The 26,325-nt window shown below is 59.6% G+C and carries 22 protein-coding genes; 10 read left to right on the top strand and 12 right to left on the bottom strand.

Annotated elements, in window-relative coordinates:
* Window positions 1–3: 3 nt before the first annotated feature.
* The 3 genes from CFBP5499_RS15195 to CFBP5499_RS15190 all read left to right on the top strand — a co-directional run bounded on the left by CFBP5499_RS15195 (window position 4) and on the right by CFBP5499_RS15190 (window position 1,585).
* Window positions 4–984, top strand: a complete 981-nt coding sequence (locus CFBP5499_RS15195; protein WP_080830041.1) for an alpha/beta fold hydrolase — start codon at window positions 4–6, stop codon at window positions 982–984.
* A gap of 66 nt (window positions 985–1,050) precedes the next feature.
* A complete protein-coding gene (locus CFBP5499_RS30050) occupies window positions 1,051–1,254 on the top strand; it encodes a hypothetical protein (RefSeq protein ID WP_080830042.1) in 204 nt (67 codons plus the stop codon).
* A gap of 124 nt (window positions 1,255–1,378) precedes the next feature.
* Entirely contained in the window at window positions 1,379–1,585 is a 207-nt protein-coding gene (locus CFBP5499_RS15190; protein WP_080830043.1) for a hypothetical protein, read from the top strand.
* 144 nt (window positions 1,586–1,729) lie between these two features.
* Here CFBP5499_RS15190 and CFBP5499_RS15185 read toward each other — a convergent pair whose 3' ends face one another.
* From CFBP5499_RS15185 to gcvA, 10 genes are all read right to left on the bottom strand, one after another.
* Window positions 1,730–3,052: an epoxide hydrolase family protein gene (locus tag CFBP5499_RS15185; protein ID WP_080830044.1), complete on the bottom strand. Its 1,323-nt coding sequence runs from the start codon at window positions 3,050–3,052 to the stop codon at window positions 1,730–1,732.
* Between the two features lie 178 nt (window positions 3,053–3,230).
* Complete coding sequence (locus CFBP5499_RS15180) at window positions 3,231–4,649, bottom strand: aldehyde dehydrogenase family protein (RefSeq protein ID WP_080830045.1); 1,419 nt, start codon at window positions 4,647–4,649, stop codon at window positions 3,231–3,233.
* Between the two features lie 309 nt (window positions 4,650–4,958).
* Entirely contained in the window at window positions 4,959–5,375 is a 417-nt protein-coding gene (locus tag CFBP5499_RS15175; RefSeq protein ID WP_080830046.1) for an organic hydroperoxide resistance protein, read from the bottom strand.
* A 139-nt stretch (window positions 5,376–5,514) separates the two neighbouring features.
* Complete coding sequence (locus tag CFBP5499_RS15170; protein WP_080830047.1) at window positions 5,515–6,831, bottom strand: ATP-binding protein; 1,317 nt, start codon at window positions 6,829–6,831, stop codon at window positions 5,515–5,517.
* Window positions 6,828–7,568 carry a response regulator gene (locus CFBP5499_RS15165; RefSeq protein ID WP_080830048.1) on the bottom strand — a complete coding sequence of 247 codons (741 nt, stop codon included), beginning with the start codon at window positions 7,566–7,568 and terminating at the stop codon, window positions 6,828–6,830. The genes CFBP5499_RS15170 and CFBP5499_RS15165 overlap by 4 nt, the downstream gene beginning before the upstream one ends.
* A gap of 95 nt (window positions 7,569–7,663) precedes the next feature.
* The gene (locus tag CFBP5499_RS15160) at window positions 7,664–8,710 is read right to left on the bottom strand and encodes an alpha/beta fold hydrolase (RefSeq protein ID WP_080830049.1); all 1,047 of its coding nucleotides are present in this window, start codon (window positions 8,708–8,710) and stop codon (window positions 7,664–7,666) included.
* Between the two features lie 204 nt (window positions 8,711–8,914).
* Window positions 8,915–9,673 (bottom strand): alpha/beta hydrolase, encoded by a 759-nt coding sequence (locus CFBP5499_RS15155; RefSeq protein ID WP_080830050.1) that lies wholly within the window; start codon window positions 9,671–9,673, stop codon window positions 8,915–8,917.
* 49 nt (window positions 9,674–9,722) lie between these two features.
* On the bottom strand, window positions 9,723–11,498 hold the full coding sequence (locus tag CFBP5499_RS15150) for a cytochrome c biogenesis protein DipZ (protein WP_199445971.1): 1,776 nt from the start codon (window positions 11,496–11,498) through the stop codon (window positions 9,723–9,725).
* Between the two features lie 152 nt (window positions 11,499–11,650).
* Window positions 11,651–12,160, bottom strand: coding sequence for a cytochrome P460 family protein (locus CFBP5499_RS15145; protein WP_080830052.1), 510 nt, complete (start codon window positions 12,158–12,160; stop codon window positions 11,651–11,653).
* Between the two features lie 147 nt (window positions 12,161–12,307).
* Entirely contained in the window at window positions 12,308–13,210 is a 903-nt protein-coding gene (gene gcvA, locus CFBP5499_RS15140; protein ID WP_080830053.1) for a transcriptional regulator GcvA, read from the bottom strand.
* Window positions 13,211–13,403: 193 nt separating this feature from the next.
* Here gcvA and CFBP5499_RS15135 point away from each other — a divergent pair, with 193 nt between their 5' ends.
* Both CFBP5499_RS15135 and CFBP5499_RS15130 read left to right on the top strand, forming a co-directional pair.
* Entirely contained in the window at window positions 13,404–14,264 is an 861-nt protein-coding gene (locus CFBP5499_RS15135) for a DMT family transporter (RefSeq protein ID WP_080830054.1), read from the top strand.
* 337 nt (window positions 14,265–14,601) lie between these two features.
* Window positions 14,602–15,690 carry a hypothetical protein gene (locus tag CFBP5499_RS15130; RefSeq protein ID WP_080830055.1) on the top strand — a complete coding sequence of 363 codons (1,089 nt, stop codon included), beginning with the start codon at window positions 14,602–14,604 and terminating at the stop codon, window positions 15,688–15,690.
* Window positions 15,691–15,855: 165 nt separating this feature from the next.
* Here the strand turns inward: CFBP5499_RS15130 and CFBP5499_RS15125 are convergent, their stop codons facing one another.
* Window positions 15,856–17,988, bottom strand: coding sequence for a sensor histidine kinase (locus CFBP5499_RS15125; protein ID WP_080830056.1), 2,133 nt, complete (start codon window positions 17,986–17,988; stop codon window positions 15,856–15,858).
* Complete coding sequence (locus CFBP5499_RS15120; RefSeq protein ID WP_080830057.1) at window positions 17,985–18,731, bottom strand: response regulator transcription factor; 747 nt, start codon at window positions 18,729–18,731, stop codon at window positions 17,985–17,987. The genes CFBP5499_RS15125 and CFBP5499_RS15120 overlap by 4 nt, the downstream gene beginning before the upstream one ends.
* Window positions 18,732–18,949: 218 nt before the next feature.
* Here CFBP5499_RS15120 and CFBP5499_RS15115 point away from each other — a divergent pair, with 218 nt between their 5' ends.
* From CFBP5499_RS15115 to CFBP5499_RS15095, 5 genes are all read left to right on the top strand, one after another.
* The gene (locus CFBP5499_RS15115) at window positions 18,950–19,978 is read left to right on the top strand and encodes an ABC transporter substrate-binding protein (protein ID WP_080830058.1); all 1,029 of its coding nucleotides are present in this window, start codon (window positions 18,950–18,952) and stop codon (window positions 19,976–19,978) included.
* A gap of 99 nt (window positions 19,979–20,077) precedes the next feature.
* The gene (locus tag CFBP5499_RS15110) at window positions 20,078–21,103 is read left to right on the top strand and encodes an ABC transporter substrate-binding protein (protein ID WP_080830259.1); all 1,026 of its coding nucleotides are present in this window, start codon (window positions 20,078–20,080) and stop codon (window positions 21,101–21,103) included.
* Between the two features lie 78 nt (window positions 21,104–21,181).
* On the top strand, window positions 21,182–23,413 hold the full coding sequence (locus CFBP5499_RS15105; RefSeq protein WP_080830059.1) for an ABC transporter permease: 2,232 nt from the start codon (window positions 21,182–21,184) through the stop codon (window positions 23,411–23,413).
* Window positions 23,410–24,471 (top strand): ABC transporter ATP-binding protein, encoded by a 1,062-nt coding sequence (locus CFBP5499_RS15100; protein ID WP_080830060.1) that lies wholly within the window; start codon window positions 23,410–23,412, stop codon window positions 24,469–24,471. The genes CFBP5499_RS15105 and CFBP5499_RS15100 overlap by 4 nt, the downstream gene beginning before the upstream one ends.
* A gap of 27 nt (window positions 24,472–24,498) precedes the next feature.
* Window positions 24,499–25,308: an inositol monophosphatase family protein gene (locus CFBP5499_RS15095; RefSeq protein WP_080830061.1), complete on the top strand. Its 810-nt coding sequence runs from the start codon at window positions 24,499–24,501 to the stop codon at window positions 25,306–25,308.
* Window positions 25,309–26,325 lie beyond the last annotated feature (1,017 nt).

Raw genomic sequence — 26,325 nt, 5'->3', positions numbered from 1 at the left:
AAAATGACCGACAATCCAATCGAGCTGGCAATTTCCAGGCGGCATGTCCTGCTGGCCGGTGCCGCGCTTTCCACTGCGATGGCCATGCCATCAACAGCATTTTCAAAAACTATCCCATCCCGCAACGAAGGAACATTTCCAATGACCGAATCATTCGTAAAGACCAAGGAGGGCGTCGAAATCTATTTCAAGGACTGGGGTCCGAAGGATGCTCAGCCTATCGTGTTCCATCACGGCTGGCCTTTGTCCTCCGACGACTGGGACGCGCAGATGCTGTTCTTCGTTCAGAACGGTTACCGCGTGGTGGCGCATGACCGCCGCGGCCACGGCCGTTCGCAGCAGGTGAGCGACGGCCACGACATGGATCATTATGCCGCCGACGCGTCCGCCGTTGCCGAACATCTCGATCTCAGGAATGCGGTTCATATCGGCCACTCGACCGGCGGCGGTGAAGTCGCACGCTATGTCGCCAAATTCGGCGAGCCGCAGGGCCGCGTCGCCAAGGCCGTGCTCGTCTCCGCCGTTCCGCCGCTGATGCTGAAGACGCCCTCCAATCCCGGCGGCCTGCCGATCGAAGTCTTCGACAGCTTCCGCAAGGGCGTGGCCGAGAACCGCGCGCAGTTCTTCTTGGACGTGCCGACCGGCCCGTTCTACGGTTTCAACCGGCCGGATGCCAAGATCTATCCCGGTGTCATCCAGAACTGGTGGCGTCAGGGCATGATGGGCAGCGCCAAGGCTCATTATGACGGTGTCAAAGCCTTCTCGGAAACCGACCAGACGGAAGACCTGAAGGCGATCACGGTGCCGACGCTCGTTCTCCACGGTGATGACGACCAGGTCGTGCCGATAGCGGCTTCCGCCGAATTGTCGGTCAAGCTTCTGAAAAACGGCACGCTGAAGGTTTACAAGGGTTATCCTCATGGCATGCTGACAACCCATGCGGACGTCATCAACCCCGATCTGCTGGCCTTCGTGAAGGGCTGATCGTGTAAACCGGCCGCTATCTGTAAAAGCGGGTAGCGGCCAATTTATTGTAAGTAGGAGATTTCGATGCCGTTCAAGCCATCTTATGAAGACCTTGCCCTTCGTGACGGCATCGCAAGCCTGCCCGAGATGGAGAATATCAAGCTTGAGCTTCCTTTGCCCCGCCAGGTCGATGCGGAAAATCGGATCGGTGCCGTGTTGGAGCCGGACCCGTCAAATTCCGGAACAGGATCGCTGACTGGACCGTTCGATCGCCATCGCCGACAGTAGCTTATTGCATCGGAAACCGATCAAGCTACATCCCGGTACCATTTCCAGCTTTCGTCGGAAAACTCCAGACACAACACGTCTCCATCTATTGGCGCAACGTCGCTAGTCAAGGTGGAGACCAGATATGACCAACGAAGCAATATCGCTTCTGTCGATCCGCAAGGTTTTGAACGAGTTTTGCGAAGACAATCGCCTGCCGATCGGGTCTGCGCTGGCCATCGACGCCGCAAAACACCTGATCAGGATTGCCTCAACTGACGCTGTGACCGGATCAATGCTGCGATCGTCGCTCGATCTGTGGATGGCGGGACGGATCGCCGTTGCGGCCTGAAATGTCTCAGCCTCATATATAGAAAGCCGTTCCTCGACCTGGGTCGAGGGGGCCGCCTTTTTACTGCGGAAGTGCCCCGGGGCTAAACCGGGCATCTTTGTGATGAAGCGCGGCTTGGGGCCGCACTTCCAACTTAACGGCCTCTCAGCGCAGCTTCCTGAAAGCCTCCCGAATCTCGCGGGAAAAAATATCGGGCTGCTCCCATGCGGCGAAATGTCCACCGTGCTCCACCTGATGATAATAGGTGAGTGACGGATAGGCCTGCCTGCTCCAGCTCTCGGGTGCCTGATAGATTTCTTTCGGGAATACCGTAATGCCGACGGGGATTTTGATGTCCCGGGTCTTCTGGGCGTCCGCGCTGAAGTTGTTATTGTTGTTTTCCCAGTAGAAGCGCGCGCCGGACGCGCCGCTGTTGGTCAACCAGTAGAGCGTGATGTCATTGAGCATTTCGTCTCTGGAAAGCACGTTTTCGGGCTCGCCATTACTGTCGCTCCACTGCACGAACTTCTCATAGATGAACGATGCAAGGCCGCTGGGGGAATCGGAGAGCGAATATCCGATCGTCTGAGGTCGTGTCACCATCATCGCGCCATAGGCCGCGTTCCGGCCGAAAAATTCCTGCAGCGCATTATAGGCATTTCGTTCGGGCGTCGACAGATCCGCCGGTGCCGGATCACCGCTGTTGATACCCTTCATCAGCGCTCCGGGAACGGTGGCCGGCATATTGAGGTGAATGCCAAGCAGACCCTTTGGAGCCTGGCGTGCGAGCGCATCGGAAATGACAGAGCCATGGTCGCCGCCCTGAGAGACATAACGTGTGTAGCCCAGTCGCTTCACAAGGGTGTCCCAGGCGCGCGCGACGCGGTCCGGTCCCCAGCCGAGATCGGCCGGATGGCCCGAAAAACCGTAGCCGGGAATGGAGGGAATGATTACATCGAACGCGTCCTCGGCCTTGCCGCCGTAAGCGGTCGGATCCGTCAGTGGGCCGATAACCTTCGTGAATTCGAAGATGGAACCTGGCCAGCCATGGGTGAGGATGACAGGCAGGGCGTTGGGATGGCGCGAGCGGACGTGAATGAAGTGAATGTCGACGCCATCGATTCTGGTGATGAACTGCGGCAACGCGTTCAGTTCTTTCTCGGCTTTCCGCCAGTCGTAATCGCTGCCCCAATATTGAACGAGGTCCTGAACCCGCGCCAGCTGAATGCCCTGGGAGATATCGCCCACGGTTTCCTTGTCAGGCCAGCGTGAATTCCTGATCCTGGCTTTCAGGTCGTCAATCTGTGACTGATCAACATGGATCTGGAAAGGCCGGATGCCGTCATCGCCGGGTGCGGTGTCGGATTGGGGTGGCTTGCCGCTCTCGACAGCAAGAGCGGGCGTGAAGGCGATGAGGACAGCCATTGCAGACCCAAGGGCGATGGCGGTTGCCGCGCCTCTTTTTGCAGGGGTGAAGATGTCGGTCATATTTATCTCCATTTGATGGGTTTCGCGACCATTTCGCGCCGGAAACTGGTATGTGTTGATCGTATCCCGGCTGTTTCCCTTGACCCGCTTTTGCGTCACCCAACGTTGCATTTCGTCCGGCTGACACTTGCGGATACAAAGCCCTTCGGAAGTTGGCGACGCGCTGGACCTTTTGGGGTTATGGCGTCAGAACGGCGCGCGGTTCGAGCATGCCGTCGAGGCCGAAGGCGCCGATTTCCCTGCCGATACCGGATTGTTTGAAGCCTCCGAAGGGCGCGCGGGGATCATGGGGAGCGCCGTTGATCACGACACGACCAGCCAACAGCCTTGCCGCTATTCGCTCGGCATGCCGGAGGTCGGATCCCAGCACATAGGCCTGCAGTCCATAATCGCTGTCATTGGCGATCGCGACGGCCTCATCTTCATCGTCATAGGCGAGAAGGCATAGGACAGGACCGAAGATTTCTTCACGCGCGATGCGCATGTCATTCCTGACATCGGCAAAGATTGTCGGGCGGGCGAACCATCCTTTTTCAAATCCAGCCGGTCGCCCCGCTCCGCCCGTCAGGAGCGTGGCGCCTTCTTCGACACCGAGCCGGATATAGGCCTGAATCCTCTCCCACTGGGCAAGGCTGGCGAGCGGCCCGATCTGAACCTCCGGATCACGGCCGTCCCCGACCTTGAATTTTTCAGTCTGCGTCCTCAGTCGCTCGGAAATCTCGCCGAGTCTGGAGCGTGGGGCGATGATGCGGGTGCCCGCGACGCAGGCCTGGCCGCTATTTGCAAAGCCTGACATCAGGGCGACAGGGATTGCCTTGTCGAGATCGGCATCCGGCAGGATGATGGTGGGCGCTTTGCCTCCCAGTTCCAATATCACTCTCTTCATGCCGTCGATTGCAGCACGTTGAATGATCTTCGCTGCCTGCGTCGAACCCGTAAAGCTGATGGTTGCCACGTCGGGATGTTGCGTCAGTGCCGCGCCAACCACCGGACCCGTGCCGTTGACGACGTTGAGGACACCTGCCGGCAAGCCGGCCTCATGCAGCCTTCTGACGAGGACATCGGTCTGGAATGCGCTCTGCTCGGCCGGCTTGATGACAAGAGTCGAACCGGAGCCGATTGCATGCGCAAGTTTGGTGGCGATGAATCCGAAATTGCTGTTCCAGGGGGTTGTCGCTGCCATAACGCCGCGCGGCAGCATGTTGACCGTGCTTTTGCCTGCAACCCGGTCGAAGTCGTACTTTGCAACGGTTTCAGCCATCACATCGAAAATCGACGCAGCGTTTTGAACCGAGAAGGCCGTAAAATAGGCCGGTGCTCCATATTCCTCGGTCATGGCTTGTGCGAGCGCGTCGGGTTGAGCTGAAATCGCGTCGCGCAAGTTCCGCAGCATGTCGATGCGCTGCGCCTTGCTGGATGCCGCCATTGCGGGAAACGCCCGTTTTGCGACGGCCACTGCAGCATCGACGTCATTAGCGTTGCCAAGCCGTACATCGCCGATTTTCTCTTCCGTTGCCGGGTTAAAAAGGTCCAGACGTTCTTTGCCATCAGGCACTACAAATTTATCGTCGACATAGATGTGTTCAATCGATCGCATGGATCTGACCTCGTTCAAGATTGGATGGTAAGTTTGGCGGCGCTGTTCACCGCAGGGACGCATCTGATGTACGCCGCGTGTAGGGCGGGAACGCATCGCCGTTTTCGTCAAAGGCAGGACGACAGGCAAAAGCGGAAACGGCTGCTGCGGGCGCCGAGCCGTTTCCTTGCGCTTTATATCGATGTAACGACGCCCAGAAACCCTGCAAGCGGCGAGGCTTCATTCGATGTTGCGTCATAGATGCACGGTGCCGCAAATATCGCCGCAAACACTATGGCGATGACGAACGTACGGGTGGAAATAATCGGCTTAAGCGAGCTTGAGCGCAACATCGATATTCCCCCTGGTTGCCTTCGAATAGGGGCAGATCTGGTGAGCATCCTCGATGATCGCCTGCGCGGCGGCGCGGTCGATACCGGGCAGGCTGACTAGAAGGCGAGCCTGCAGGAAGAACTCACCGCCCGTCGTGCCGAGATCGACTTCCGCGTCGACGGCGGTATCGGCCGGAAGCCGGAGCTGGCGTTTCGCCGCCGCCTTTGTCATGGCGCCAATAAAACAAGCCGACCATCCGGCAGCAAAAAGCTGCTCGGGATTCGTGCCCAGCTTGCCGCTACCCGGAGGCGAGAGCTTGATACCGAGCGCGCCGTCGTCGCTTTGCGCTGATCCGTCACGGCCGCCTGTCGTGTGGGTCTTGCCGGTATAAAGAACAGTCTCGATCTTGGTCATGGGAGGCTCCTTTCATTGCCGCTGCTGCGGCGTTTTCTGATAGGAGCTTTTGTGACGGAGCAGCGTATCCGGCATGTTTCTGGAAATTGCGAAACTGTATCGAAACGTAGCGGCCGACAGTATCATCGGCCGCCTTCCTTCAGGGAAAAGCCACTTCCGCCGCAAGGCCGCCGCCCTGCCTGTTATAGAGGCGGACCGAGCCTCCGATCGTTCCGGCCAGTTGCTGCGCGATCGCAAGCCCGAGACCTGTTCCGCCCGTGTCGCGGTTCCTCGATGTTTCAATCCGGAAGAAGGGCTGCATTGCATTTTGCAGCATCTGGTCAGGTATACCCGGTCCACGATCCAGCACCGTTATGACGATGGTGCCTTCGGCGCGCCGGTCTACGGCAATTTCGGCACTACCGGCGAATTTAAGGGCATTATCTATGAAGTTCGTCAATATTCTGCGCAATGCATAGGGTTTTGTCGACGCCGTGCCGCGGACCATGCCGGAGACCGTGACAGCCTTTCCGGTGTCCTGATAGTCATATGCGATGCTGTCGATGAAGGAGGCCAGATCGATACGTGATGCTTTCTCGCCATTGCCGTGAGCGCTGCGTGCATAAGCGATCCCGTCCTGCACCAGGCGTTCGATTTCACGCAGGTCGCTGACCAGTTTTTCCTTTTCCGGCGTATCGTCGGCCATATCGGCCCGCAATCGCATGCGGGTGATGGGCGTCTGCAGGTCGTGCGAGATCGCCGCGAGTATCTGGACCCGCTCTTCGAGATATTGCGCGACGCGATCGCGCATGGCGTTGAAGGCTCGGGCGGCATGGGCAACTTCGCTTGGGCCATTCTCGCTCATCGGCAAACCCTTCTCTCCCGGATCGAGCGCTTCCGCTGCCGCAGCAAGCGCGCTGAGGGGATGGGTCGTCTGCCGCACCGCAAGCCAGGTCAACAGGAGGAGAACCGCCATTTGCGCGGCGAAGACATAAGGCAGCCATTCCGCCAAAGGCATCACGCCGCGTGGGGTGACATCGATTGTTAACGGCGAACCGTCCGACAGCGTCAGATGCGCCTGAAGCCTTTTGCCGTCGCCGGGAATGGACTCGACCCTGACGGGAAACCTGTGTCCCACGGCTTCCTCGATCCTCTGCGCGATTTCCGCGCCGCGTCCGGACATGTCGGAAACGCCGGGAAGGCCGGGGCCGAGGACGAGTTGATAGTTGCTGCGGCTGAGACGATTGACCCAGTCAGCACGCTCCCCAGCAGGCAGGCGGTCGACGATGGCGATCGAAACCGCAAGGTCCTGTTCCAGGGTGCCAAGCATGACTGCCTTGGCCGACATGTATCGTTCGGCAAAAAGGATGCTGAACGACAGGCCATAGGCAATGGCAAGGCCGGCGAACAGGATGAGAAAGAGCCTGGACCGCAACGAGCGTGGCCACCAGCCGGCAAGCAGGTGCCGGCGGTTCATGTCCTTGGCTCCGAAATCTCCACCGGTACCGAAAAGACATAACCTTCCGCCCGCACCGTCTTGATGTAGGTGGGTTCCCGCGCATCATCCCCCAGCCGCTGGCGCACCCGGCTCACGAGAAGATCGATCGACCGGTCGAAGATCTCGGCATCGCGCCCCTGGGTGAGGTTCAAGAGCTGGTCCCGGTTGAGGACGCGCTGGGGATGATCGATGAAGACCCTGAGAAGCCGGTATTCAGCGCCGCTCAGGGCTACCGTCGTGCCCTCCCTGTCGAGCAGGTGGCGGCCCACCGTGTCGAGACGCCACTCACCAAAGATCAGGAGCTGCCCCGCCTCGCTGATCTGGAGGTTAGGGGGCAGCATTCGGGTGCGGCGCAGAATGGCCTTGATCCGTGCGAGAAGCTCCCGGGCTGCGAAGGGTTTCGAAAGATAGTCGTCGGCGCCCATTTCGAGCCCGATAATCCGATCCATCTCGTCGTCGCGGGCGGTCAGCATCAGCACCGGCGTGGCCTTATGCTTGCCGGCCCGCAACTCACGGCAGAGAACCAGCCCGTCATCCCCGGGCATCATCACGTCGAGGACGATCAGATCGACGGCGTTGCCTTCGAGAAAACTTCTCATCTGTCGTCCGTCGGCCGCAACGGTCGTGCGCAAACCGTTCTTCTTCAGGTAGCTGGAGACCAGTTCCCGGATTTCCCTGTCGTCGTCAACGATAAGAATGTGATCGATGTGTTCCATTGGGTGCCTTCGTCATCCGGACGGTTCGAGTGGCCCGCTACCGCGTCATCCGCTGTCACGGGCAGTAAGACAACGGTTCGCGGGCTTCGGCAAGCCTAAAGCGTTGCGACGTCGAGAACGGCCTTGGCAAATGCCTCGGGCGCTTCCTGGGGAAGGTTATGGCCGATCCCGCCGCTGATATTGCGGTGCTGGTACTTGCCGGAAAACTTCGATGCATAGGCGGAGGGGTCCGGATGCGGCGCGCCATTGGCGTCACCTTCCAGCGTTATCGTCGGAACTGTAATGACGGGAAGTTTTGCAAGCTGGCGCTCGTAATCATCATATTTGGCTTCACCTTCGGCAAGTGCCAGCCGCCAGCGGTAATTATGGATGGTGATCGCCACATGGTCGGGGTTTTCGAATGCGGGAACGGAACGATCAAAGGTCTCGTCGCTGAAATTCCAGGTCGGAGATGCGGTCTGCCAGATCAGACGCACGAAGTCGCGGGTGTTTGCGGCATAACCCGCACGGCCACGCTCTGTCGCGAAATAGAACTGATACCACCAGGAGAGTTCCGCCTTGGGCGGAAGCGGCTTCCTGTTGATTTCCTGACTGCCGATGAGGTAACCGCTCACCGACACCAGGCCCTTGCAGCGCTCGGGCCAGAGTGCCGCCATGATATCGGCAGTGCGTGCGCCCCAGTCATATCCGGCTACGATGGCGTGTTTGATGCCGAGCGCGTCGAGGAAGGCGATCATGTCGACCGCAAGTGCTGCCTGCTGCCCGTTGCGTGCAGTTTCGTCCGAGAGAAAACGGGTCGTGCCATATCCGCGAAGGTAGGGGATAAGCACCCGATATCCAGCCGAAGCAAGGATGGGCGCGACATCGACATAGCTGTAGATATCATAGGGCCAGCCGTGCAGCAGCAGCGCGACCGGGCCATCTGCGGGGCCAGCTTCGGCATAACCGACATTGAGGACGCCCGCCTTGACCTGCTTCAGGGGGCCAAAGGAGGTGGCTCCACCGCTTGGCGCTGAGGGTTGAGTCGAAGCGGGTTCGCCTTTGGCGTGCGCCAGGCCTGCCGCACCGAATTCGACCGCGGCAACCGTCATTGCGGCAATGCCGAAGAAGCGGCGGCGCTGGAAATTGATCTCGGAATTCATTGCTGTGTCTCCTGTCCATGTTGGATGATGGGCAGGTAACGCCGTGCGTGTATCCCCGATGTGTCCCAAGGGCACGAATGTGAATGGTTTTGTAGCAGCGACGGCTCTGGATACAGACTGATACATTCGGTCTGCCCTATGAACGCAAATCAGCCGCCCCCGGTGTCGGGAGCGGCTGTATCAGCACCTTAAAAGCGGCGTTGTTTATTTCGCGGATTGCCGCGCGGCCTGATCGATGACATCCGCGACCTTTTCGGGCTGGGAAGCGAAGACCGCATGGCTTGCCGCAATCTCGGTCACCGCACTGCCGGCGCGCTTTGCCATGTCCCGTTCGAGATCGGCGTTGATCGACCGGTCCTGCGTCGCCACAATCGACCAGCTTTTCTTTGTTTTCCAGGCGGGTTCGCCAGCTTTGGCAGCAAAGGCAGCCTTGGCGGCGTAGACTTGGCTTTTTGCCATGAAAGCCGCTTCCTCACGGGGCAGGTCGGCGGCGAAATCCTGCGCAAAGACAGCCGGATCGAGATAGAGGAATGCGCCATCCTTCGTCTGCTTGATACCGTTGCCAGCCGGTGGTTTCGATCCGGCGAGGTCGAGAAGGCTCTCTCCCTTCTCCGGCTGGAAGGCGGCGACATAAACGAGACCTGCCACATCCGGTCGGTTACCGGCTTCCGAAATCACCATTCCGCTGTAGCTGTGTCCGACCAGCAGGCTTGGGCCTTGCTGAAGATCAAGGACGCGGTTTGTTGCCGCCACGTCATCGGCAAGGGAGGTGATGGGCTCCTGCACGATCGTGACGTTGAAACCACGGCTTTCGAGGATGTCCGTCGCCTTGTGCCAGGCCGAGCCATCGGCGAGCGCGCCATGGACTATGACGATATTCTTCACCTCTGCTGCCTGTGCGGCAAAAGCGATCAGGGCAGTTGCGACGGCGAGGGCGAATTTTGGCATGAGACGATGGTGCATCATTTTTCTCCTTTGGTGTTCCTGTGGGTGGGTGGGATGAAAATCGGGTTCAGCCGAAGGTGAAGGCATAGGCCTGCACGCCGGGATCGAGAAAACGAATGGCGAAGGTTCTGGCTTCCACGGTGCCGGACTGGCGGACGAGCTGGTAAAGGCGGGTTGATGTGACGACGCCATTGCCTTCGGCATCCGTATCGGCGCCGTGATCAGGACCCGGCGGGTGACTGTCGATGCTCACCTGGAAACGGACCTGTTTTCCAGCGTCAGCAGGCCCAAGCACCAGATGCAGATCACGGGCGCTGAAGCGGTAGGTGATGCCGCCATCGGCCGCATCAAGGGTCGCCGCTTCCGCGCCAACGGTCCATTTTCCGGAAAGTCCCCATTCATTCAGGGCCGGTGTCTTGACGGAGTAATCGCGGGGCGTGTCTGCGCGCATCGCCTCGTTTGATGCAAAGCTCTGCGCCTGCCGGTAGCCTATATAGGTTTCACCGGAGAGCATGTGGCTGATATCCGCGCCGGCTTCGGCACCATTGGCCTTGGGGGTCACGGTGTCACTGGCGGAAGCGCTGCTGCCGGCCTCGCGCAGCAAATCCTGGATCGCTTCTTCGGTCTCCCGGTAGTTGCCCTCGCCGAAATGATGGTAGCGGATCTGACCCCTGGCATCGATCAGGTAATGCGCCGGCCAGTAGCTGTTATCAAAGGCGCGCCAGATTTTGTAATCATTGTCGATTGCCACCGGATAGTCGATCTTGAAGCCGGCGACGGCCTGCCTGACATTGTCGATCTTCTTTTCGAAGGCGAATTCGGGCGCGTGGACGCCGATGACGACAAGGCCCTGATCCCTGTATTTCTCCGCCCAGGCACGCACATAAGGAATGGTGCGGATGCAATTGATGCAGGAATAGGTCCAGAAGTCGATGAGCACGACCTTGCCACGCAATTCTTCTCGCGCGAGCGGCGGCGAGTTCAGCCATTCGACGGCACCATCAAGAGATGGGGCCCGGCCTTCAACCGGCAGTTCCGACCTGAACGGCTCAGCGCTGACGCGTGTGGTAAGGGCGTCGGCTTTGCCTGCCGTCGCGATCTTCTGCTCAGGGCTCTTGGTTGTGTGCAGCCGATCGAGGACCTGCTGTTCGAAGGACGCCGTGCTGGCATAGGAAAGCTGTGACAGGAAGCCCGTATCGAGCCCGAGCGCGATGACGGCGACCCCGGCAAGAACCGCTGCGCCAAGCCCCTGCCGGATACGCTCGCTGAAACCGAGGGACCGCTTCATGGCCGAAAATACCCTGCCGCCGATGAGAATGGCGACGGCAAGCGAGGTCGCGGCACCAGTGGCATAGGCGGCAAGCAGCAGGCTGGTCCCCAGATTGACGCCCTTCAGGGCTGCACCCGTCAGCACCAGCCCGAGGATCGGTCCGGCGCAGGGCGCCCACAATAGGCCGGTGGCGATGCCGAGCATCAGGGAGCCAACGACTGTCGGTACTGTCCCCGGCTTTCCGGCGGCGTTGGCAAGACGGTTGCCGAGTTCGACGACCGGGCGGCTGATGGTACTGGCTGCACGCGCCGAAATCAGGCCCACGCCGAAGACGGCGAGCAGCGCGAGAGCGGCAAACCGGCCATATTCATTGGCGTTGATGGCCCAGCTGCCGCCCACTGCGGCGAGCGTCGCGACGGCGGAAAAGGTTGCCGCCATGCCGACGAGCAGGGGCAACGTGCTGCGCAGGAACGGTTGCCCGGCCCGCGCAAAAACGAAGGGGAGGATGGGCAGGATACAGGGGCTGAGAATTGTCAGCGCCCCTCCGAGATAGGCAATGACCAGGAGCGTCATCATCTTTTCCTTTCGGGCGGGAGTTCGGGATCCGGGCGGTAAGGCGGCCCGGCAATGGCATCACTCTCCCGGCCTCGCGTATCCCTGATATGTCGGGATTTCCGTGGATTTGTATTCGAGTGTAAAAGCTGGCCGCAGGGCCTTCTCATTCGTCAGGGCGCATAACGCGTGAACACAAAATCGTGGTCCTTAACGTTGCCCACATGGCAGGAGAGGCAGGTCTCATGCTGCGCGACATCGACCGGTTTGCCGTTGACGAACCGTCCGAAACCCCAGCCATGGCTGTCGGGATATTTTTTGGAGTCCTTGACCATCACCTGCACGGTGGTCGCCGCGCCCGGCACCGTGGCCGGGGGAAATTCCGTCGATTGCTGCCGCTTGTAAGCAAGCTTCACCAATATCGAGCCGTCGGGAAAGGGCAGGGTCCCGCTCTTATAGGCATCGACGGCTATATCGTTTGCGAGAACCGCTCGAAGCTCGTCGAGCGGAGGCGCTTCCTGGGCGGGCGCGATGAATCGCCAGTCGCGATATCCTTCAGGAAGCGTAACGCCATAGATGGGAGAGGCGTTTTCCGGCGGCGTGTCCGCAAGGCTCGAATAAACGGCCCCGAAACCTGCTCCCGCAACCGAGAGAGCGACGGCGAAAAAAAACTGGCTCTTCATGACAAACCCTGCCTGATCCGAAAACGATCAGGTATTGATCTGCGCCGCAGGTATCCGGCATGTGTCGTGAAACCCGCATTTATGTATCAGATCGTAGCAGGGTACGAGGCGGATCCGGACATGGCCGAACCTCGCTGTAGAGGCCATTCAATCCGTCGATATTGACTGGCGCGCCTCTCTTGCTATCCAGTCCCTACAGGCTTTTACCTTCGGATGATCCTGCGTGCCGCTTCTGTAAACGAAGTCATAGCCCAGCTCCACGTCCATTTTCGCGTCCGGAAATGGCGCCACGAGACGGCCCTGGGCGAGGTCTTGGGTGACCAGAACGCTTCGCCCGAGCGCCACGCCTTCCCCTCGGATCGCTGCTTCGATCGACATACTGCCGTGACTGAAGCCGAGACCACGCATCCGGGGATAAGACAGCTTCATCATTGCGAACCACCGCTCCCAGGTCGCCGTCATGCCGATCTCGTGGATCAGCTGACATTTCTCCATATCCGAAGGATCGGAAAGTCCGCCCAGTTTTTCAGGATAATCAGGGGCGCAGACGGGTGAGACGGTCTCGTTCATGATCCGCTCAGCCGTGGCACCCGGATATTCACCCGCGCCATAACGGAGAGCGATATCGACCTGTCCCTTGGTGAAGTCCACCCAGGTATCCGTCACTTCAAGATGCACGTCGAATTCGGGATGCAGCGCCATCAGCCTGTGAAGGCGCGGTGTCAGCCATTTGCTGGCGAAGGAAACGCCGCAACTGATGATGAGACGCTGCGTGTCGCTTCGGCTCCTGATCGCCTCAGCTTCCCGTGACAACTCCGACAGGAGCCGCGTCACCACGCCGAAAAACGAAACACCTGCCTCGGTCAACTCTATCTTGCGGGTCAGGCGCCGAAAGAGCGGCGCGCCTAGATGTTCCTCCAGCAGCTTGATCTGCCGGCTGACGGCTCCATGCGTGAGATATAGCTCTTCGGCTGCCAGCGTCATGCTAAGGCGCCTCGCCGTCGCCTCGAAGGCGCGGAGGGTTTGCAAAGGAGGTAAAAAATCAGCCATGGCAAAATGCGTGAGGTACGCTCACGCGTCCTGTGAGAAGTTATCGTTTGTCGGCAGGGCATTGTCGGATCATATGAATGACATGAGTACACACTCATGCCAACGGGTGAAACTGATTATGCCCACTGATACGGCCTTTACACCCAGCGCCAGCGCCTTCAAAACAGCTCCCTCTGCGCGGAACATTCTGGCAATGCTTGTTCTTGCCGTGATGTGGGGCCTGTCGATCCCGATCACGAAGCTGGGGCTCGAAACGATGCCGCCGCTGATGTTCACGGCGCTGCGCTTCATGATCGCCGTACCGCTATTGTTGGTCATGGCCGCGGGGAGGTTGAAGGTGCCTTTGCGCGCGATCCCGAGCATCATCGCGCTGGGGGTCATGGGCATAACGCTTGGCAATGTGGCCCAATCCTTCGGCGTGCAGGGAACCTCGGCCTCTGTCGGCACGATTGTTTCTGCGACGATCCCGATCTTCGTGGTCTTCTTCGCGGCCCTGCGCCTTCGACAGCCGGTTGCGGGCCGGCACTGGAGCGGCCTTCTTGCGGCATTCTGCGGGATAGGACTTGTTGCAATAGGAAGCGGATCCGGAGTTGACGATCTGTCAAAGACGACAGCCTCGGGTGTTGCCTGGATGCTGGTTTCAGCCGTCTCCATAGCGTTCTATTACATCTGGAGCGCCGAACTGGCCGAACGATATGGAACATTGCCCGTCGCGACATGGAATGCCGTAGCTGGACTTCTCGCCATTCTTCCGCTTGCCGTTTCGGAAATGTCGGCCACGCCGTACCAGATCAGCATGCAAGCAATCTGGGCTGCGATTTATCTCGGGGTCATGGTGACGGTGGCAGGGCTGTTGGTCTGGCTGTACATTCTGCGGGCTGTCCCCGCCCGGGTCGCGGCAAGCGTGCAATATCTTCAACCGGTGTTCGGGATTGCTGCCGCCTCATTCATGTTCGGAGACAAGCTCGGCCTGTTGTTCGCCGCTGGCGTCGGCGTCATACTCATCGGCCTCGCGCTGGCCGTCTCCAGCAAGCGGCCGACGCCCGCTAACTGATCATAGACAAATAAACCAGGTCCGGAGGCTGCCGGAACGCGGCCTACACTGCGGAGTGGATACGGCTGCGAGCCTGCGGGGCGGCATTCCTCCATAGTCATCCAGCTTGCCAAGATTTTTTCAGTATCTTTCTGCTGCAATGACCAATCGTGAAACTTTTTCGAGCGCGACGAGTTTGGTGAGAGAGCAATCAGCTCGCATTTCTCGCTGCATATATCACCCGCTACGCGGAGGATTGATCGTCCTTTCGAAGGAGATACCGCATGAATTCCATTATTTATCTAGTCGGTCTAGTCGTCGTCGTCCTGTTCATTCTTTCATTGCTGGGGCTACGCTGATGGTTGATCCAACGGGTATCGAAACAAATCCAAACCGCAGCTATGTCGATTGGCCTGCCATTTTCGCCGGTGCTGTCATTTCCTCTGGCGCGATGGCCATCCTCACCGCTTTTGCGGGTGGTCTCGGGCTGAGCTCCATTTCAGCCGATAATGGTGGCGAGATCAGCACGGTGTGGCTGATCCTCACCGCGCTGTTTGTCATCCTTTCGATGGTGGGCTCCTACATGCTTGGCGGTTATATTTCCGGCCGCATGCGCCGCCCCGCCGGCGCGGCCGACAAGAACGAATTGACCGTTCGTGACGGCGTCAATGGTTTGGTTGTCTGGGGTCTTGGAACGGTTGTTTCCGCGTTTCTGGCTCTCGGCGTCTTGTCCGGCGGCGCGAAGGCGGTCGGAAGCGTGGCGCAGACCGCTGTCGAAGCAACCGGTTCCGCGGTTGGCGGAGCGGTTCAGGGTGCCGGTCAATTGGCCGGCGGCGTCATCTCGGGAGCTGGCAATGCGGCTGGCGGTCTCGCGCAAGGTGCTGGCCAGGCCGCAGCTCCCAGCATCGAGCAGATGCTTCCGCAGGGCTTGAAGACCAATCCGGTTGATTATTTCACCGATACGCTCCTGAGAACCGACACTCCGGCCACGGCCGTACCGGGTGATCAAAATGCGGGCGACTATCAGAGGCAGATCAGCGGTATTCTCGGTAATCTGCTTGCAACCGGCCAGATTTCCGATGCCGATAAAACCTGGCTCACCAATCAGATCGCTGCCCGTACAAATATCAGCCCGACCGATGCCCAGGCACGAGTCAACGAAACGGTTGAACGCGTACAGGCTGTCAGGGCGGAAGCACAGAAGAAGGTGGATGAAGCGCAAAAGCAGGTTGAGGCTGTGAAGGCGGAAGCGCAGAAGGCGCTGGAAGACGCCAAGAACAAGGCTGCCGATGCCGCTGAAAAAGCTCGTATCGCTGGCATTCTGACCGCGTTCCTGCTGGCTGCCTCCGCACTCGTCTCAGCGGCCGCTGCCTATATCGGCGCAGTGCATGGCGGACGCCACAGAGATGAAGGCCGCATCTGGGGTGGGCTTGCCTACCGCAAGTAACCAGTACGCATGATAAGCGCGAGCCCCTGCAACATAAGGGGCTCGCTCAACCACACAATTCCATTGCCATGATTGCCAGACGCCGCTCTCACCCCGATGCGGCTTTTTTGTTGGCGTATTTGTGTCGAAAATAACGGCGTGCGCGAACGAACGATTCATGTCGCTCTATCTCGCTTCATCAGGCACATCGTGCTGCCCGCCGAAAATAGGGAACGTCAGGGATACGCGCGTGCCACATCCGGGCTGCGACGTGATTTTGGCATCGCCGCCGCTCTGGCGCATAAAACCGTAGACCATGGCGAGGCCAAGACCCGTGCCGCCCTGTTGGGCGCGCGTGGTGAAATAGGGTTCGAAAGCTCGGTCCACCGCATCCTGATCCATGCCGTGCCCGTTGTCCTCGACCGAAATTTCGACTGAATTCTCCGATGTCTGCGCCGCGATGATGATGACGCCACCGCCCGGCATGGCTGCGGCTGAATTGAGGCAAAGGTTGAGAATCGATTGCTCGAACAAGGCGGCGTCCAGTGCGAGCCTGGGAAGATCATCCTGAAGACGAAGGTTGATCTGGTTACGTGTACCGACTGCAATCTCGAGAACATCAACCATCCCCTTCAGGAGCGAGGCGACATCCACATAGACTGGGTGGATCGGCTGCTGACTGCCGATGGAGAGCATGCTGCTGGCAAGCTGGCGGCCACGATCGGCGGCTTTGCGGATGCGATTGATGTTGCGCTGCTGGCGCTCGCTGAAGCCGGTTTCGCGCTCCAGAAGCCCGAGGCTTCCGGTAATGATACCGATCATGTTGCCGACTTCGTGGCTGAGCTGATGGGTCATGCGCATGATGCCGTCAAGCCGCTGGGCCTTTGCAGCTTCTGCCTCCTGGCGGTCGAGCGCCGTCACGTCGCGGGCCAGAAGCACGATGCCGCCATCCGGTTGCCGGGAGACGGCAATCTCCGTGACCTGCTGGTCCTGCGTGCGATGGCGCACGGTGATCCGGCTGGCGAGCCCGCCGTGATCGTCGGATGAGGGCAAGAGAGCCGGATCGATCTCCGGTATCGTTTCGACGAAGGAGCGCAACGGCAGCTTCCTGGAATAACCGCCGCGCTTTCCGACAAGCTCGATGATGCGCCTGTTCATGGTGATGGGTTCGCCGGTGGCGTCAAACAGCGCGATGCCCTCGTTCATCGTCCGGAAAGTGGAGCGGATTGTCCGGGCCGCGGCTTCGGCCGTGCGGCGAAGACGGGACACGCGGTCGACGCTGTCCTTAAAGGCATGAAATGCGTCCGACAGGCGGATGAGTTCGGTTTCCGAGCCCCGATAGGTGGGCAGGCTGACATTCTGCTCGCCATTGGCGAGGGAATTCATGCCGCCAGAAAGTGCCGTTATGCCGTGTGAGACCCGCATGACAGAGCGGATGGAGAGGGTCGAGAGAATGATGACGACCACAAAAGCGATCGCGACCATCACGATCAACCGGGTGAGCGCCGCGGAAGCCGAGGCGAGGCCTTGCGTCAATCTGTGCGCGACGGCTTCGCTTTGCGTTTCGGTTGCGTGGGAAAGGTTACGGGAGACGACGTGGAGTTTCGACACGGAGGACTGGATCGCAAACATTTCAAGAAGATATTGCGTCTGGGCGTCGAACACGCGTTTGTAAGGTATAAGACCTTCGGCTCCAGCGTCATCCATCGCAGCCGGTTCATTCATGAAATAGCCGGTTTCCGACGTGAAGCGGCGCTGCAATTCACCCAGCTGGAACAGGCTAGCGGAATTGGCCGCAGCCTGCACGATGGCGTTCAGGCGCTGGCGAAGGGCTCCTTCGGTAACGGCCTGACCCGTTGCTATTTCACCGAGTGCCGCTGCTGCGTCTGCCTTGTGCTGCTGGGCGGCATCCGCATCCGCCGCAAGCGACAGGGTCTGTTGGCGAATGGCCTGGAGCAGCTCGACGATATCGTCGTTTGGAATGGCGTTCTGCGTTTCTGCTTTCTTGTATTGGGCGATGGTCTCGAGAAGGCTGTCCACCTGCGAAACGACCGCGCGACTTTCGCTCGACACGCGGTAAGGCGATGTCGCGTTCATCAGCAGCGGCGCGCTGGAAACGAGGTCGGCCACCTGCCGCGACACGAGCGAGGCACGCGCAAGGCTGGAGAAGGCCTGTAGGCTGTAGGTCGCCATTTCGGTTTTTGCCTTTTGCAAGCCGTAGATTGCGACAGCTGACAGAATGAAGACCGATGAGCAGATGAAGACGATGGCAAAGGGCAGACGAAACGCGATTGACTGGAGGAAGAGCCTGTTGATCACAATTGCGGCTCGGCGGTGTCTGTATGCAGGACGTAGCCCTTGCCTCTGCGTGTCTGGATATGTTGCGGCAGATCCGGGTTGCGCTCGATCTTCCGGCGCAGGCGAAGCACCAGAACATCGACGTTGCGGTCGATGAAGCGGTCACTTTCCGCGCCGAGGCGATCGAGAATATGAGATCGGCTGACCGGCCTGTTCGGTGTTTCCGCGAGAATCTCCAGAAGGGCGAATTCGGCGGTCGTCAGCGTCCTGCTGCGGTCTGCAAGGCAGACGGCGCGCCGCCCAGAAAGATCAACCGCCCAGTCTCCAAGTCTCAGCGAATTCGTCTCGGTTTCGCGCTCCGGCTCCTTCTCGACCTTGAGAGACGGAGCGATGCGCCGCAGAACGGCCTTGATCCGTGCTGTCAGTTCAATCGGCTCGAAAGGTTTGACGACATAGTCATCGGCGGCGGTTTCCAGACCCAGCACGCGCTCGGTTGCGCTGCCGGCCGCGGTTACCATGACGATGCCGACATTCAGCCCCAACTCGGTGCGGATGCGCTGGGCGAAGGTTCTGCCGGAGATTCCGGGCAGATTGTGATCCAGCAGCACGAGATGGATTTGCTCGTGTCCCAGTGTCGCCGCGGCATCTTCTGCCGAGTGCACCACAAGCGGAGACCAGCCTTCGGCCTCCACAAGATCGGCAATCAGTTCCGCCATATCAGGATCGTCTTCGACGATCAGTATCCCGATCCTCTGTTTCTGCACGATGAAGTCCTCCCATCACCGATCATATGCAAGAGTACTCGAATATTCAAAAGCTCGATGATGACGGGTTCTGATACATTTGTAATATTCGTAACCAATTCCGCCCCGAAGGCATCCTTTGTTGAAAAATAGGTAACCATTCAATGGATTGCTGAAATTCACGGTTCTGGCATGCTTGTCCTCAAGAATGGAACGGGGAGGTTCCAGAGGAGGACAAGGTGAAAGCATCGCTTGCGGCATTCAGCGCCGGTTTAGCCCTGTGGGCCCTCGGGACCGCCGGGGCGCAGGCCGATGGAAAGCTGAACATCCTTTGCGCGGCGGATGATGCCTGGTGCGCAACGATGCAGCGGGCTTACGAGACGAAAACCGGCGTGCAGACCATCATGGTCCGCAAGAGCACCGGCGAAATTCTCGAACAGGTCAGAAAAGAAAAGGACGCCCCCACGGTCGACGTCTGGTGGGCCGGCACGGGCGACACTCATTTGCAGGCCGCATCCGAAGGGCTGCTGGAAGCCTATGCCTCGAAAAATGAGACCGAGGTTCTTCCCTGGGCGCAGAATTTCTACACCATGTCCGGCGGGCAATCTGCCGGCATTTATGCGGGTGCGCTCGGTTTTGCCTATAATAGCGATCTCTTGCAGCGGCAGGGTCTCCCGGTTCCAAGTTGCTGGAAAGACCTGATCAGCGAGACTTATCGCGGTAAGATTCTGGCTGGTAATCCGAACTCGTCGGGCACCGCCTTCACCATGCTCGCGACCCTCGTCCAGCTTTTCGGCGAGGAAGAGGCGTTCAGCTACATGAAGGCGCTCGATCAGAACGTGGCCGAATATACCAAGGCAGGCTCCGCGCCGGTCAAGGCGGCGGCGCGCGGCGAAGCAGTGATCGGCATATCCTTCATGCATGACGCCGTCACCCAGAAGGAGGCGGGTGCGCCCCTCGTCATCGTCGCTCCCTGTGAGGGAACCGGTTATGAGATCGGTGCGGTCAGCATCGTCAGGGGCACGAAAAACCGGGAGGAGGCCCGCAGGTTCGTGGACTTTGCGCTGAACCCGGAAGGGCAGGCAACGGGGGCTGCCGCGGGACAGAACCAGGTGCCGTCAAATGCAAAGGCAGCATTGCCGGCAGGCGCGCCGGACCTCTCGCTGATCAAGATGGTCGATTATGACTTTGCGACCTTCGGCACACCGGAAGAACGGGGGAGGCTGTTGCGGCGGTTTGATACGGAAGTACATCCCCCCAGCCAATAACCAGACGACTTGAAGCGGACCAGAACGACAGCCACCGGCATGTCGAACGGCGAAGCCATGTCCGCAGACCTTATTCAGACGCAAACAATGGAGGAAATCATGCGACTGACGATCATATCCAGCCTGCTTCTGGCCGGCACAACGCTCTTGAGCGTTCCGGCCCATGCTGCCGGCGACCTCAATCTCATCTGCGCGGCTGACGTGGTGATCTGCGAGCAGATGAAGGGTGACTTCGAAAAGAGCCATGACATCAAGGTCAATATGGTGCGCATGTCCTCTGGCGAGGCTTATGCCAAGATCCGCGCGGAGGCGCGCAACCCAAAGACCGATCTGTGGTGGGCCGGCACCGGCGATCCGCATCTTCAGGCGGCGTCTGAAAACCTGACGCTGGAATATAAATCGAAGATGCTCGACCAGTTGCAGGACTGGGCGAAGAACCAGGCCGAAAGTGCGGGTTACAAGACGGTCGGCGTTTATGCCGGTGCGCTCGGCTGGGGATACAATACGGATATCTTCAAGAAGAAGGGCTACAAGGAACCGAAGTGCTGGGCGGACCTTCTCGCACCCGAACTGAAGGGCGAAATCCAGATCGCCAACCCGAATTCCTCTGGCACGGCCTATACGGCACTCGCCTCGCTGGTGCAGATCATGGGCGAAGATCAGGCATTCGATTACCTGAAGAAGCTCAACGGCAATATTTCGCAATATACCAAGTCGGGCTCGGCACCGGTCAAGGCGGCGGCTCGCGGCGAAACGGCTGTCGGCATCGTCTTCATGCACGATGCCGTGGCTCAGACGGCGGAAGGCTTTCCGGTGAAGTCGATCGCGCCGTGTGAGGGCACCGGCTACGAAATCGGTTCCATGTCGATCGTCAAGGGCGCGCGCAATCTCGAAAACGCCAAGACCTGGTACGACTGGGCGCTTCAGCCCGACGTTCAATCGCGCATGAAGGATGCGAAGTCGTTCCAGCTTCCGTCGAACAAGACGGCCGAGATCCCCAAGGAAGCGCCGCGCTTCGAGGATATCAAGCTGATCAATTACGACTTCAAGACCTATGGCGATCCTGAAAAGCGCAAGGCCCTGCTGGAGCGCTGGGATAAGGACGTCGGCGCCGCCGCCAACTGATATTCCATGCCGGCTGCCTTCGTTTCAGAATGACGAAGGCAGCCCCTTTCCGACACACTCAATTTTGTGAGGTTGACCATGACCCATGGCAATCGCAGGCTGGATATTGTTCTGGCCTTGGGCCTTGCTGCCCTGGTGCTGGTGCCCTGGTACCGCATCGAAAGCGGATTTTTCGGCCTCGGCTGGCTGTCGGATTTTCCGACATCGTCGCAGGTCGCGCCCGGCATTCTCCAGATGATGACCGAAGGCCGAACCTGGCTGTTCGGCGTCCTGATCTTCTTTCTGTTGGGAGCCGTTGCGCGGACGCTGTCCGATCCTCTCCTGCGCGGTAGGCTTCTCGCCGCCGCCGGTGCTCTCGGGCTCGCCTTCCTCGTGCTTCAGGGGTTGGCGATCGGCTTTACCGGGTGGACCTGGCAGGCCAGTGAAAGCCTCTTCGGCGCCATGGCCGACGGGCAGCCCTCCATGGGCGCGGGTGCGGTTACGATGGCTTTCGTCTTCGTGCTCTTCATTTCCTTTGGTCTCGCCGAACGGGGCTTCATGAAGGGCGACGTCTTTGTCGTCTCCTCTATTTCGCTTCTCGTCTTCCTGGTCTGCGTTTTCGTCTTTTATCCCATCGGCAGCATGATGGTCGGGGCGGTGCAGGACTTTGACGGCTCGTTCAATCCCGATGGATTTATCCGCAACATGCGTGATCCCGGCATCTGGAGCCTTGATTGTGTCGTCAGTGCCGGCCGCTGCGGTGTCGCATGGCGCACACTTTTCCTCGCCATCATGACGGCGGCGGGATCGACCATCCTCGGACTGGCCTTCGCGCTGGTCGCCACCCGCACGCGTTTTCCGTTCAAGAAAGGCCTGCGGCTGCTGACGATCCTACCGATCATCACGCCGCCTTTCGTCATCGGCCTTGCCCTGACGCTGCTTTTCGGCCGTGCAGGCGTCGTCACCGAATTCATGTCGAGTGTCTTCGGCATCGAGCCGGGCCGCTGGCTCTATGGCCTGACGGGCATATGGATCGCGCAGGTCCTGTCCTTTACGCCGATTTCATTCCTCGTCCTGATCGGTGTCGTCGAAGGCGTCAGCCCGTCGATGGAGGAGGCATCGCAGACGCTGCGTGCAGACCGCTGGCGCACCTTCTGGCGCGTGTCGCTTCCGCTGATGAAGCCGGGCCTCGCCAATGCGTTTCTGATCGGCTTCATCGAAAGCATGGCGGATTTCGGCAATCCCCTGGTGCTGGGCGGCAGCCACGGCGTTCTGTCGACGGAAATCTTCTTCGCCGTCGTCGGCTCGCAGAATGACCCATCCCGCGCGGCAGTCCTCGCCATCGTGCTGCTCTGCTTTACGCTGTCAGCCTTCATTGCCCAACGCTTCTGGCTGGCCGGCAAGAATTTCGCCACCGTCACCGGCAAGGGCGACAGCGGCGCGCATATCGCCCTTCCGAAATCCATGTCGATTGCGGTACACGCGCTCGTCATTCCATGGATGCTCTTCACCATCGTCGTTTATGGCATGATCCTCGTCGGCGGTTTCGTGAAGACCTGGGGCCTTGATAACACGCTGACGATCGAACATTACGTCCGCGCCTTCTCCGTCAGCCTCAGCAATGGTTCGATCGCCTGGACGGGCGTCGCCTGGAATTCCTTCTGGACGACGATGGAGATCGCCCTGATTTCCGCCCCGCTCACCGCAGCTGTCGGGCTGCTGACGGCTTATATCATCGTCCGGCAGAAATTTGCCGGCCGGAACCTGTTCGAATTCGCCCTGATGATGAGCTTTGCCATTCCCGGCACGGTCATCGGCGTCAGCTACATCATGGCCTTCAACCTGCCGCCGCTCGAAATGACGGGATCGGCACTGATCCTCATTGCCTGCTTCGTGTTCCGCAACATGCCGGTCGGCGTGCGCGGCGGCATCGCGGCCATGAGCCAACTGGACAAGAGCCTCGACGAAGCCTCGCTCACGCTTAGGGCAAACAGCTTCCGCACCATTCGCCTGGTGGTGCTGCCGCTGTTGCGCCCGGCCATCAGGGCGGCGCTGGTCTATTCCTTCGTCAGGGCCATCACGTCGATCAGCGCGGTCATCTTCCTCGTCAGCGCCCAATACAATATGGCGACGTCCTATATCGTCGGCCTGGTGGAAAACGGCGAATACGGTGTCGCAATCGCATATTCCTCGATGCTGATCGTCGTCATGATCACCATCATCGCAGGCTTCCAGCTCATCGTCGGCGAAAGACGTCTGCGGCGCGAAAACCGCGTCGCGGGCCTCGATGAACCCAAATCCGTTTCTCATCCTCAGGAGAAAGTCGCATGATTACCGTCAAACCGGGCTCCGTCGTCTTCGAAAATGTCCGCAAGACCTTCGGCGCATTCACCGCCATTCCAGACCTTTCATTGACCATCGAGCCCGGCACGCTCGTCACGCTTCTCGGCCCCTCCGGCTGCGGCAAGACGACGACGCTTCGCATGCTCGCCGGCCTTGAACATCCCAATTCCGGCCGCATTCTCATCGGCGACAAGGATGTCACCATGCTTCCCGCCAATGAGCGGGATGTCTCGATGGTTTTCCAGTCCTACGCTCTGTTTCCGCATATGAGCGCGCTGGATAACGTCGCCTACGGCCTCCAGTCCTCGGGCCTGAAAAAGGCCGAGGCGCGGGAAAAGGCCGAAGAGGGTCTCAAGCTCGTCGGCCTCGCGGGCATGGGCCACCGCCTGCCGGCGGAACTCTCCGGCGGCCAGCAGCAGCGCGTCGCGGTCGCCCGCGCCCTCGTGTTGGAGCCGCAGGTGCTGCTCCTTGATGAACCCTTGTCGAACCTCGATGCGCGCCTGCGCCGGCGCGTGCGCACCGATATCCGCGAGCTTCAGCAAAGGATCGGCTTCACCGCCGTTTATGTCACGCATGACCAGGATGAGGCGCTCGCGGTATCGGATCGCATCATCGTCATGAAGGAAGGAGAAATCGCCCAGTCTGGCGCGCCCCGCGAGCTTTACGAGGCGCCCGCCTCCTCCTTCATTGCGGATTTCATGGGAGAGGCCAACGTGGTGCCCTGCGAAGTTGTGTCCCAGACGGGTGAAGAATCCCTCGTGCGGGTTGGCAACATGGAACATCGGGTCCGAAGCCGCGGCCCGCGCTCCGGTACCGCCAAGCTTGCCGTGCGTCCCGGCGCCATCATCATCGGTGCGGCGGGCGGCAGCGGCATGCCCGGCCGCGTGCTGCACACGGCTTATCTCGGCGGTCACATCGAATATGAAGTCGAGACCGAAGTCGGCACGCTCTTCATCGTCGATCATGAAATGAACCACACGCAACGCGAAACGAGCGATGTCACACTCAATTTCAAAAACCGTGGCATAGCCCTCATCGACGCTTGAAGACTCATAGACTCAAGGAAAATGGAAATGACAGGACAGAATGACGGCCTCGATCAACGCTTCGCGCTGGCAAAAACGCTGGCGGAAGAGGCCGGTTTAATGGCGCTCGACTATTTCAACAAGCGGGACAGCCTCGTCATCGAGACAAAGCGCGATCTACAAGACGTGGTGTCCGTCGCAGACCGTAACGTCGAGACCATGCTACGCGAGCGCGTCGCCGCAGCCTTCGCGGATGATGGTTTCCTCGGTGAGGAGCACGGTTATCAAGACGGCACCTCCGGCTATACCTGGGTTGTCGATCCAATCGACGGCACCGCCCCCTTCGTCAATGGCATGCCAAGCTGGTGCGTTTCCGTTGCCGTCATCCGCGATGGCGTCCCGGTCGTCGGCGTCATCAAGGTCCCGTGTGCGCAGGAAATCTACGCTGCCGCACAGGGCCATGGCGCGACCCTGAATGGCGCGCGCCTGCAACTCGATCCATCAAGGAACCTGCAGAACGCGCTGACGGGCATAGGCAGCAACAACTATGTCACGCCGCAGCGCGTTGGTCACATCATCAGCGATGTGCTGGCCCGCGGCGGAAACTTCATCCGCAACGGCTCGGGAGCCTTGATGCTGGCCTATGTCGCGGCAGGACGCCTTGTCGGATATTACGAGCCCCATATGCGTGCCTGGGATTGCATGGCCGGCTTCTGCCTCGTCAACGAGGCCGGCGGCCGTTCCCTGCCGTTCTCGCTGGAACGTAAAAAGCTGCTCGATGGACAACCAGTCCTGGCCAGCAATATCTCCTGTTACGAAGAGCTCGTAGAAATCCATCAGGCTGCTCTGGCCATGTGAAGCAAGGCGGTTCGACCCATGCCACCACCAACGAACATCAGCGGTCACCGATTGGCCGCTGATCGCTCGCTTCACCGCGCGCCGGAAGCGGCTCGCGCTGCCGACGAAAATCTCCGGCCTGAGCCGCACGCGAGATCGTGGTGGCGATGATGGCGAAACTGCGGTTGCAATGCTCTGATGTCGGGTGTTATTCGCTCACTTCCGCCCTCGGATCGCCGCCGTCTGACGGAACTGACGGAAACGAATTCCCTAATGCTAAATTTGTGGACAGTTCCCGTCGGGCGAGGAGCCCTCAGCCGCAGGTTCAAATCCGGCCCCCGCAACCAGTCCCGAATGGCATTCATTTGTGATTTTTAAGGCAATCCAATCAGGAATTTAGCTGGTCTAATTGGCCCGTCGCTGGTTCAGATCCCTTATGTGGACGGCCCCCGACCCGCAAGATATTTCGAGATAATTTGATCTGATCGCTTGCGTCCATATGTCCGGCCTGTTGTTGCGTTCGCACATGAACGCTGGCCAAGATGGTTTCCGCGACACAGGTCCCAAACATCAAGGCGGCCTTGACGGGCTGAAGGGATCACCGGGGTATCCTGTGTCTCGGATCGATCGATCACACCATCCGCTATTATCTTGCAAGTTGTAGTATTGCCAACACGTGATGAAGATCAGGGTATACGTGGTTTTTGCTTCCCGGTCTTCATGTGGCGCAGGCTCAAAGCACACAGTCGTCGCAAAAGGTGCATAGCACGTGGTGATGGTCTCGAAGCCAGAGGTGGTCGCAGCCCTCATTGAAGAAGCGGTGAACAAAGCTCGTTCCCTCGCAGAAGACCGGCGCCAGCAACCGGTCTTCTGCGCAACGGCGGGATCACTCGTTCGAATCGCTTCAGGGCGAAGACGCCGAAACGGCATTTTCTTGAGCGTATGCCAATCGCCCATTACGACCGTTTTGCGCCTTCATGTCGGACACAGAGACCAGCTTGGCCGCTGACCGAAAGCAGACATCAACAGCGATGGCGC

Source organism: Agrobacterium tumefaciens, assembly GCF_005221325.1.
Taxonomy (GTDB): Bacteria; Pseudomonadota; Alphaproteobacteria; order Rhizobiales; family Rhizobiaceae; genus Agrobacterium.
Note: the sequence above shows the minus strand (reverse complement) of the source record. Positions and strands in the feature narration are given on the sequence as shown.

Coding starts and splice junctions, on each gene's coding strand:
- CFBP5499_RS15195 (WP_080830041.1), top strand. CDS start 4: ATGACCGACAATCCAATCGAGCTGGCAATTTCCAGGCGGCATGTCCTG.
- CFBP5499_RS30050 (WP_080830042.1), top strand. CDS start 1,051: ATGCCGTTCAAGCCATCTTATGAAGACCTTGCCCTTCGTGACGGCATC.
- CFBP5499_RS15190 (WP_080830043.1), top strand. CDS start 1,379: ATGACCAACGAAGCAATATCGCTTCTGTCGATCCGCAAGGTTTTGAAC.
- CFBP5499_RS15185 (WP_080830044.1), bottom strand. CDS start 3,052: ATGACCGACATCTTCACCCCTGCAAAAAGAGGCGCGGCAACCGCCATC.
- CFBP5499_RS15180 (WP_080830045.1), bottom strand. CDS start 4,649: ATGCGATCGATTGAACACATCTATGTCGACGATAAATTTGTAGTGCCT.
- CFBP5499_RS15175 (WP_080830046.1), bottom strand. CDS start 5,375: ATGACCAAGATCGAGACTGTTCTTTATACCGGCAAGACCCACACGACA.
- CFBP5499_RS15170 (WP_080830047.1), bottom strand. CDS start 6,831: ATGAACCGCCGGCACCTGCTTGCCGGCTGGTGGCCACGCTCGTTGCGG.
- CFBP5499_RS15165 (WP_080830048.1), bottom strand. CDS start 7,568: ATGGAACACATCGATCACATTCTTATCGTTGACGACGACAGGGAAATC.
- CFBP5499_RS15160 (WP_080830049.1), bottom strand. CDS start 8,710: ATGAATTCCGAGATCAATTTCCAGCGCCGCCGCTTCTTCGGCATTGCC.
- CFBP5499_RS15155 (WP_080830050.1), bottom strand. CDS start 9,673: ATGCACCATCGTCTCATGCCAAAATTCGCCCTCGCCGTCGCAACTGCC.
- CFBP5499_RS15150 (WP_199445971.1), bottom strand. CDS start 11,498: ATGACGCTCCTGGTCATTGCCTATCTCGGAGGGGCGCTGACAATTCTC.
- CFBP5499_RS15145 (WP_080830052.1), bottom strand. CDS start 12,160: ATGAAGAGCCAGTTTTTTTTCGCCGTCGCTCTCTCGGTTGCGGGAGCA.
- gcvA (WP_080830053.1), bottom strand. CDS start 13,210: ATGGCTGATTTTTTACCTCCTTTGCAAACCCTCCGCGCCTTCGAGGCG.
- CFBP5499_RS15135 (WP_080830054.1), top strand. CDS start 13,404: ATGCTTGTTCTTGCCGTGATGTGGGGCCTGTCGATCCCGATCACGAAG.
- CFBP5499_RS15130 (WP_080830055.1), top strand. CDS start 14,602: ATGGTTGATCCAACGGGTATCGAAACAAATCCAAACCGCAGCTATGTC.
- CFBP5499_RS15110 (WP_080830259.1), top strand. CDS start 20,078: ATGCGACTGACGATCATATCCAGCCTGCTTCTGGCCGGCACAACGCTC.
- CFBP5499_RS15105 (WP_080830059.1), top strand. CDS start 21,182: ATGACCCATGGCAATCGCAGGCTGGATATTGTTCTGGCCTTGGGCCTT.
- CFBP5499_RS15100 (WP_080830060.1), top strand. CDS start 23,410: ATGATTACCGTCAAACCGGGCTCCGTCGTCTTCGAAAATGTCCGCAAG.
- CFBP5499_RS15095 (WP_080830061.1), top strand. CDS start 24,499: ATGACAGGACAGAATGACGGCCTCGATCAACGCTTCGCGCTGGCAAAA.